This is a genomic window from Mesorhizobium sp. M1A.F.Ca.ET.072.01.1.1, assembly GCF_004023325.1.
Classification (GTDB): Bacteria; Pseudomonadota; Alphaproteobacteria; order Rhizobiales; family Rhizobiaceae; genus Mesorhizobium.
This window is the reverse complement of sequence record NZ_RZSF01000309.1, coordinates 1-8035: the sequence shown is the minus strand read 5'-3', so window position 1 is coordinate 8035 and position 8035 is coordinate 1. Positions and strand designations below refer to the sequence as shown.

Below are 8035 nucleotides of genomic sequence, written 5' to 3'. Positions count from 1 at the left end.
GCTTTCGATGCCTGGACGGCGAACTCCAGCGCCGTCGGATCGAGCGCCGCGATCGTCGTGCCCTTGCTGACGATGTCGCCGACCTTGACGTCGCGCGAGACGACGCGGCCGAGCAGGCGGAAGGCGAGGTCGGCGCTGTATTGCGGCTCGATCGAGCCGGCAAAGCCGAAGGTCTCGACGGTCTTCGGTTCGACCACCATCGACAGGACCGGCCGGATGACCTCAGGGGCCTTCTCTTCCGAACGCGAGCAGGCGGCAAGCGCAGCAAGAAGAACCAGCGAGGCAATGTGCGGCGACCGGTTCATTGGTCGGACCCCGCCACTTCGATCGTCTGGCCGGGACTGAGCAACTGCCCGGCGGCCGTCACGACGCTCTGGCCTTCCTGCAGACCCTTGTCGACGACGACCACGCCGGAATCGAAGGCGAGCACCTCGACCGGCGCCGCCGTCACCGCCTTGCTTGACGGGTCGACGATCCACACCGCGGGCTTGCCGGCGGTGGACGTCAGCGCCTGCCAGGGCAGCAGGATGGCTTTGACGGACTTGGCGCTGACCGTGCCGATCACGGCCGCACCCAGCGGCATGCCGGCAGGCGTATCGGGAATGCCGACCTTGACCCGGATCGATCCCGACCGGGTATCGACCGCTGGCGAGATCTCGCGCACTTTGCCGACAGCCCTGACCTGAGGGTCGGAAAGCAGCGTGATCGTCACCGCCGGGGAGGGCGGCGTCTGGGCAACCAGCGTTTCATGCACGTTGAAGACCGCGTCGCGGTCGCCGTCCTCGGCGATGGTGAACACGGTCTGCGCCGCCTGCACCACCTGCCCGGCTTCGACCTGGCGCGCCGTGATCACGCCGCCGGCTCCTGCCTTCAGCTCGGTGAAGGAAAGATTTTCCTTGGCGTTGGCCAAGGCGCTTTGCGCCGCATCGACGCTGCCTTGCGCCACTTTCAGCGTCTGGTTGGCGGTGTCGAAATCGCGTCTGGTGGTAAAACCCTCGGAGAGCAGCGTCTTTTGCCGCTGGTAAGTGGCCGCGGCCTGGGTGAGCTGCGCCTGCGCGGCGTCGAGGTCGGCCTCAGCCGAGCGCAGGTCCGATTCCTGTTCCTGCGGGTCGATGCGGGCAAGCACCGCCCCTTGGTCGACATGCTGGCCGACATCGACCAGCCGCTCGGCGACGCGCCCGCCGACGCGGAACGACAGATTGTTGAGGGTGCGGGCCGCGATCACCCCGGTCAGCGAGGTCCGCGGCGCGTAGTCGGCAAGCGCGACCGTCTGTGTGGTCACCATCACCGGCAGCTTTTCGTCGGCTGCCTGCTGCTTCTGGCAACCTGAAACCAGCAGCGCCGCGAAGACACAGGTCAGCAGCAGCAATGTGTTTGGACAACATGCGGGGCGGAGCGGCAAGGACGGCAAAGCGGACGATGTCGCGTTCCTGCTCATGGTTCCCTGGGCCCGCGGGAGCCGTTCCCGGCAGCGGCGCGTCGCGGCTGCAGCGAGGATAATCGATCGGCCGGAAAAGGAAACTGTTTCTGCCTGACGATCGACCGGCTGGTCGAGACCGATTTCGGCCTTGCGGCAGGCCCAATCGACTGGGCCAATGTGCCGACTTGAGGAAAACCTGAAATAAGGTCAGAAGAGGTTTTGACGGCATCAAAACGGAGCGGGCGCCGGCCCGATGAGGTGTGAGATGAAGAATTCAGCCATTTCCGAACGCAAGAACCAGTCGATCTCGCGCGGCGTCGGCATGACCACGCAGATCTACGCCGATCGTGCCGAGAATTCGGAAATCTGGGACGTCGAGGGCCGCCGCTACATCGACTTCTCGTCGGGCATTGCGGTGGTCAACACGGGTCACCGCCATCCGAAAGTGATCGAAGCGGTCAAGGCGCAGCTCGACCGCTTCACCCACACCTGCCATCAGGTCGTTCCTTACGAGAGCTATGTGCGCCTCGCCGAGCGGCTGAACGGCATGCTGCCCGGCAAGTTCGACAAGAAGACCGTCTTCGTCACCACCGGCGCAGAGGCCGTCGAGAACGCCATCAAGATCGCGCGCAACGCCACCGGTCGCCAGGCGGTCATCGCCTTTTCCGGCGGCTTCCACGGCCGCACCTTCATGGGCATGGCGCTGACCGGCAAGGTCGTGCCTTACAAGGTTGGCTTCGGCGCCATGCCGGCCGATGTCTTCCATGCGCCGTTCCCGGTCGCGCTGCACGGCGTGTCGGTCGCGGATTCGCTTGCAGCGCTCGACAAGCTGTTCAAGGCCGATGTCGATCCGGCCAGGGTCGCGGCCATCATCGTCGAGCCGGTGCAGGGCGAGGGCGGCTTCTACGAGGCGCCGCGCGATTTCATGGCAGCACTGCGCAAGACCTGCGACCAGCACGGCATCCTTCTTATCGCCGACGAGGTGCAGACCGGCTTTGCCCGCACCGGCAAGATGTTCGCGATGGAGCACCATGACGTGGCGCCGGATCTTACCACCATGGCCAAGAGCCTGGCCGGCGGGTTCCCGCTGTCGGCCGTCACCGGCCGCGCCGAGATCATGGACGCGCCTGGACCGGGCGGGCTCGGCGGCACCTATGGCGGCAGTCCGATCGGCGTCGCCGCGGCGCATGCCGTGCTCGACGTCATCGAGGAAGAAAAGCTGTGCGAGCGCGCCAACGCGCTCGGCGCCAGGCTGAAGCAGCGGCTGGCGTCGATCCGCGAGGACGTGCCGGAGATCGTCGACATCCGCGGCCCGGGCTTCATGAACGCCGTCGAGTTCAATGATGTGAACAAGGGCCTGCCCTCGGCGGAATTAGCCAATGCGGTGCGGCTGAAGGCGCTCGACAAGGGCCTCATCCTGCTCACCTGCGGCGTCTATAGCAACGTCATCCGCTTCCTGTCGCCAATCACCATCCAGGACGGCGTCATGACCGAGGCGCTGGATATCCTCGAGACCTCGATCCGCGAGGCGCGGGCGGCTTGAGCCAACCCTACCTCCCCACAAGGGGGAGGGTAAGCGCGTCAGCCTGCGGCCCTTGCCGGCTCGTCCTGGCTGAAGGCCGCAAGCGCCGCCTTCAGCGCATCCGGCCCGGCTGCCACGGTGTGAGGCGCGGGCGAGAAGCCGGCGCCGAGCATCTTGCGGCCGAGCATGTGGTCGGCCGGGCGGTTGACGGATTCGATGCCGAGCAGTCTGTTGCCGGCATAATGGTAGATCGAGAACTTGTTCTCGGCCGGCTCGCCCAGCACGACATGGCTGTCGCCGCCTTGCGTCAGGCCGACCATCTGCAGCTTCATGTCGCCGATATCCGACCAGAACCAAGGCACGGCCGCGAAGGGTTCGGCATGGCCGACGATGGTGCGCGCGGCAAGCCGCGCCTGGTCGGTGGCGTTCTGCACCGATTCCAGCCGCACGTCGCCGCCGGTGAACCAGTGCCGATAGGAGGCGGCATCGCCGACGGCGAGGATTTCCGGGATCGAGCTCTGCATATGCTGGTCGACGCGGATGCCGTTGGCGATCGCGATGCCGGCGGCTTCGGCCAGCTCGACATTGGGCACCACGCCGATGCCGATGATCACCAGTTGCGCCGGCAGGCGCTCGCCGCTTGACGTGATCGCGGCCGAAACGCGGCCGCCTTCGCGTTCCAGACGGGCAACCGTGGTGCCGGTGAGCAGGCGCACGCGCATCGCCTCCAGGCGCTGGCGCACATGCGCCGCGATTGCCGGCGCCACGGCGCGGCCGAGAAGCCTGTCGAGCGCCTCGACGACGGTGACCCCGCGGCCGGCGGCCCTCAGCGTCGCTGCGATTTCGAGGCCGATGAAGCCGCCGCCGAGGATGACGAGGTCTTCGCTCTGCGCGCTCAACTCGCGGATCAGCCGCGCATCGGCCAGCGAGCGCAGCGACACCACGCCGGCGAGCTCCGCGCCATCGAGCTTGAGGAGGCGCGGCCGCGAGCCGGTGGCCAGCACCAGCCGGTCGAAGGCAATTGTGCCGCCGCCGGAAACGTCCAGCCTGCGCTCGCCACCATCGATCCTGTCGATCCAAACGCCCGGCCGGTAGTCGATGGCATTGCCGGAATAGAAGGCCTCGCCGCGCAAAGGCTGCGGCTTGGCGTCGGCATCCTTGATGAAGGTCTTGGACAGCGGCGGCTTGTGATAGGGCAGCTCGTTCTCGTCGCCGATCAGGATGACAGGCCCGTCATAGCCTTCCTCACGTAGGCTAGCGGCCGCCTGCACGCCCGCATGACCCGCACCGACAATGACCACCCCGTTCTTCATCGCAGCCCTTTTTGCCTTCAAATCTAGGATCTTCCGCCAAGTGGCGATTGTCTGCCGCCGCCGCAAGAGCCGTGGTCCGGGTCGCACCCAGGATGGTCGCCTGTCAATCCGGATGTCCGCCGCATTCGCCGGCTTAAAGTTGATAATTCCAGTTTAGAATAATTCTAAACTGTTGTTTCAATTGAATTTTCTCTGTACCGCCAGTTGACTTCCAGCCGCTCCGCCGCTTTATGGGAGGGCCGCGCTCTCGGCGCATTCCTTTGATGTCTGGGCCTTGAACCCTTTCGATTGGAGGCATTTCGGTGTCTTTTGCTGATTGGCCGCGCCATTGCGCGGCAACTTTGCCTTTCCAGTCATCGTGCTTGCGCTGGCGCCGCGCGCCGGCGGCCGCATGCCTATGTCATTGAATTTCTGAGGAGATGGGATTGATGAAAGCGATAATCACGCCGCGAACTATTGCGCTACGTTGGGGCAGCAGGCTTGCCGCGATCGGCGCCACCGCGGCGCTGACGGCGGCCGTGTTCGTGCTGCCGGCGAAGGCCGAAACCGATGCGAAGGCGGTGATCAAGACCTATGCCGACATCGCGCTCGCCAAATACGAGGATTCGCTGACCACGGCTGAGGCGCTCGACAAGGCCGTCGACGCGCTTCTCGCCAAGCCCTCGGCAGAGACGCTCAACGCTGCCCGCGATGCCTGGAAGGCGGCGCGCGTGCCTTACCAGCAGACCGAGGTCTACCGCTTCGGCAACAAGATCGTCGACGACTGGGAAGGCAAGGTGAATTCCTGGCCGCTGGACGAAGGCCTGATCGACTATGTCGCCAAGAGCTACGGCACCGAGTCGGACGAGAACTCGCTCTATACGGCGAACGTCATTGCGAACAAGGAGATCGAGATCAACGGCAAGAAGGTCGACGCCTCGAAGCTGACGCCGGAGTTCCTCTCAGGCACGCTGCAGGAAGCCGGCGGCGTCGAGGCCAATGTCGCGACCGGCTATCACGCCATCGAATTCCTGCTTTGGGGCCAGGATTTGCACGGCACCGGTCCAGGCGCCGGCGAGCGCCCGTACACCGACTACGATCTCAAGAACTGCACTGGCGGCAATTGCGACCGCCGCGCGGAATATCTGAAGTCGGCAAGCGACCTTCTGGTCTCCGACCTGCAGGAGATGGTCAACAACTGGAAGGAAGACGGCGCCGCCCGCAAGATCCTCGTCGATGGCGAGCCGAATTCCGGCATCTCCACCATCCTCACCGGCATGGGCTCGCTCTCCTATGGCGAACTGGCCGGCGAGCGCATGAAGCTCGGCCTTTTGCTGCACGATCCGGAGGAGGAGCAGGACTGCTTCTCGGACAACACCTACAACTCGCATCTCTATGATGCGATCGGCATCCGCGCCGCCTATCACGCCAACTATACGCGCCTCGACGGCACCGTGGTTTCCGGCCCGTCGGTGTCGGACATGGTGAAGGTGGCCGATCCGGCGATCGACAAGGAACTGTCGGACAAGCTCGATACTTCGGTCGCCAAGATGGAAGCGATCAAGGCGCGGGCGCTGGCCGGCGAGGCCTATGACCAGCAGATCGCCGAAGGCAATGCGGAAGGCAACGCCACTGTGCAGGCGGCGATCGACGCGCTGATCGACCAGACCAAGTCGATCGAACGCGCGGTCGGCTCGCTCAAGCTCAATGCCATCGCCTTCGAGGGCTCCGACAGCCTTGATGCTCCGGACAAGGTGTTCAAGTAGCACCCGAGCATGATCCCAAAAAGTGGAAGCCGGTTTTTGGACAAGATCATGCTCAATTGAGAAACAAGCCAAACGGCGCCGGAACAGCGCCGCTAGCCAGAGCAAGTGAATGCTGATCTGCCATTGCAACATCATCACCGAGAAGGAGATCGAGCAGACGATCATCGGTCTGCTGGATGAAGATCCCTGGCAGCTTATCGTGCCGGCCAAGGTCTATCATGCCATGCGCAAGCGCGGCCGCTGTTGCGGCTGCTTTCCAAATGTGGTGGAAACGATCATTCGGGTCACCGAGAACTACCACGCCCGTTCAGAGGGGAGCGGCGCGGATATCGTTTCACACCTGGACCGCGTCAGAGGACTGCGCGGCCAATTCGGGAGCAGAACCCATGAAAGGCGAACCGCAGGTCATCGAGCGGCTTAACGAAGCCCTGTTTCTGGAGCTTGGTGCCGTCAATCAGTACTGGGTCCATTATCGTCTGCTCGAAGACTGGGGCTACACCAAGCTGGCGAAGAAGGAGCGGGCGGAATCGATCGAAGAAATGCATCACGCCGACCGGCTGGTTGCCCGCATCATCTTCCTCGAAGGCCATCCGAACCTGCAGTCGGTCGCGCCGTTGCGTATCGGCCAGAATGTGAAGGAAGTGCTCGAATCCGATCTCGCCGGCGAATATGACGCGCGCACCTCCTACAAGCGCTCGCGCGAGATTTGCCAGGATGCGGGCGACTACGTGTCGATGAAACTGTTCGAAGATCTGCTGACGGACGAGGAAGGCCACATCGACTTCCTGGAGAGTCAGCTCGACCTGCTCGCCTCGATCGGCGAGGAGAAATACGGCCAGCTCAACGCCGACTCGGCCAACGACGCGGAGTAAGGACATGCGGGAATGCGGCGCCCGATAGATTTTTCGCGCCGCTCGTGGCGGGCCGAGATAGCCGGCCTGCTGCTCCCGAGGAACCGGCGATACCCGATCTGGCGCGATGCCACGCTCCTGCTGGCAATCACGCTTTCTGCTCCCGCCATGGCGGGCGAGCCGGCGGGTCTGCCGACGAGCCGCACAGATCTGACGCCGGAGGATCAGGCGCGGGTGTTGGCGGTCACCAAGCCTACGACCGACTTTACAAAGCCCGAACCGTTCGAGCTGATGCAGGGCGGCGCCGGCACGTCGAGGAAGGACGTCAACCGCGACGCCTTCTCGCAGCCTTCCGCCAACATAACCTTCGAGGAGGAAGGGACCTTCAAGCTCGGCAATGCGCTTTTCCGCAAGAACTGGGTGTCGTCGCCGTCATCGACCCAGGCGTCCGACGGGCTCGGTCCGCTGTTCAACGAACGCGCCTGCCAGAACTGCCATCTGAAGGATGGTCGCGGCCGACCGCCGGGAAGCGGCACAGGCTCGACCTCGATGTTCTTGCGGCTGGCGCGCGATGCAAGCAATGCCGAGGAGAGAGCCGAACTTGCCAACCATAAGCTGCTGAATTTCCCCGATCCTGTCTATGGCTCGCAATTGCAGGATCTGGCGGTTCCCGGCCTCAAGGGTGAAGGCCGCATGCGCATCGACTATTCGGAAGAGAAGGTAACGCTGGGCGACGGTGCCGTCGTTTTGCTGCGCAAGCCCCGCTACTCGGTCGAGAATCCGGGCTATGGCCCGCTCGACCCGCGCACGACGTTGTCGCCGCGCCTGACGCCGCCAATGATCGGGCTCGGACTGATCGAGGAGATCGCCCCGGCCGACATCCTCGCCCTTGCCGATCCGCATGACCGCGACCGCGACGGCATCTCCGGCCGGCCGAACCTAGTTCGCGAGGAGTTGAGCGGCGCGATAACTTTGGGCCGCTTCGGCTGGAAAGCGCAGGCCGCATCGATCCGGCAGCAGGCCGCCGATGCCTTTGCCGGCGATATCGGCATCTCGACGCCTGAAGTGCCGAAGCATTGGGGCGATTGCACCGAAGCTGAGAAGGCGTGCCTTACCCTGCCGAATGGCGTCCAAGAGCGCCTGGGCGCGGCGGAAGCGCCGCCCCCGGTCATGGACCTCGTCAC

Annotated in this window: 8 protein-coding genes; 5 read left to right on the top strand and 3 right to left on the bottom strand. The window is 64.4% G+C overall.

The window, feature by feature from the left end:
- Together EOA32_RS29640 and EOA32_RS29635 are read right to left on the bottom strand one after the other, a co-directional pair.
- Nucleotides 1-305: biotin/lipoyl-binding protein (locus EOA32_RS29640; RefSeq protein WP_128373615.1), on the bottom strand; the 305-nt coding region annotated here is incomplete at its 3' end.
- The gene (locus EOA32_RS29635) at nucleotides 302-1369 is read right to left on the bottom strand and encodes an efflux RND transporter periplasmic adaptor subunit (RefSeq protein ID WP_245499424.1); all 1068 of its coding nucleotides are present in this window, start codon (nucleotides 1367-1369) and stop codon (nucleotides 302-304) included. The genes EOA32_RS29640 and EOA32_RS29635, both read right to left, overlap by 4 nt.
- A 316-nt stretch (nucleotides 1370-1685) precedes the next feature.
- Between EOA32_RS29635 and EOA32_RS29630 the strand changes: the two genes are divergently transcribed.
- Nucleotides 1686-2963, top strand: coding sequence for a 4-aminobutyrate--2-oxoglutarate transaminase (locus EOA32_RS29630; protein WP_128373613.1), 1278 nt, complete (start codon nucleotides 1686-1688; stop codon nucleotides 2961-2963).
- Between the two features lie 38 nt (nucleotides 2964-3001).
- On the opposite strand, the gene EOA32_RS29625 is transcribed toward EOA32_RS29630, so the two are convergent.
- Nucleotides 3002-4255: an FAD-dependent oxidoreductase gene (locus EOA32_RS29625; protein ID WP_128373612.1), complete on the bottom strand. Its 1254-nt coding sequence runs from the start codon at nucleotides 4253-4255 to the stop codon at nucleotides 3002-3004.
- A 428-nt stretch (nucleotides 4256-4683) separates the two neighbouring features.
- On the opposite strand from EOA32_RS29625, the gene EOA32_RS29620 reads away from it, so the two are divergent.
- From EOA32_RS29620 to EOA32_RS29605, 4 genes are all read left to right on the top strand, one after another.
- The gene (locus EOA32_RS29620; protein ID WP_189407468.1) at nucleotides 4684-6000 is read left to right on the top strand and encodes an imelysin family protein; all 1317 of its coding nucleotides are present in this window, start codon (nucleotides 4684-4686) and stop codon (nucleotides 5998-6000) included.
- A gap of 109 nt (nucleotides 6001-6109) precedes the next feature.
- Nucleotides 6110-6421, top strand: a complete 312-nt coding sequence (locus EOA32_RS29615; protein ID WP_066996295.1) for a (2Fe-2S)-binding protein — start codon at nucleotides 6110-6112, stop codon at nucleotides 6419-6421.
- Nucleotides 6387-6872 (top strand): bacterioferritin, encoded by a 486-nt coding sequence (gene bfr / locus EOA32_RS29610; protein WP_066996298.1) that lies wholly within the window; start codon nucleotides 6387-6389, stop codon nucleotides 6870-6872. Before EOA32_RS29615 ends, bfr begins: the two co-directional genes overlap by 35 nt.
- Nucleotides 6873-6884: 12 nt before the next feature.
- Nucleotides 6885-8035 (top strand): di-heme oxidoredictase family protein (locus EOA32_RS29605; protein WP_128373611.1); only part of this gene is annotated, 1151 nt, incomplete at its 3' end.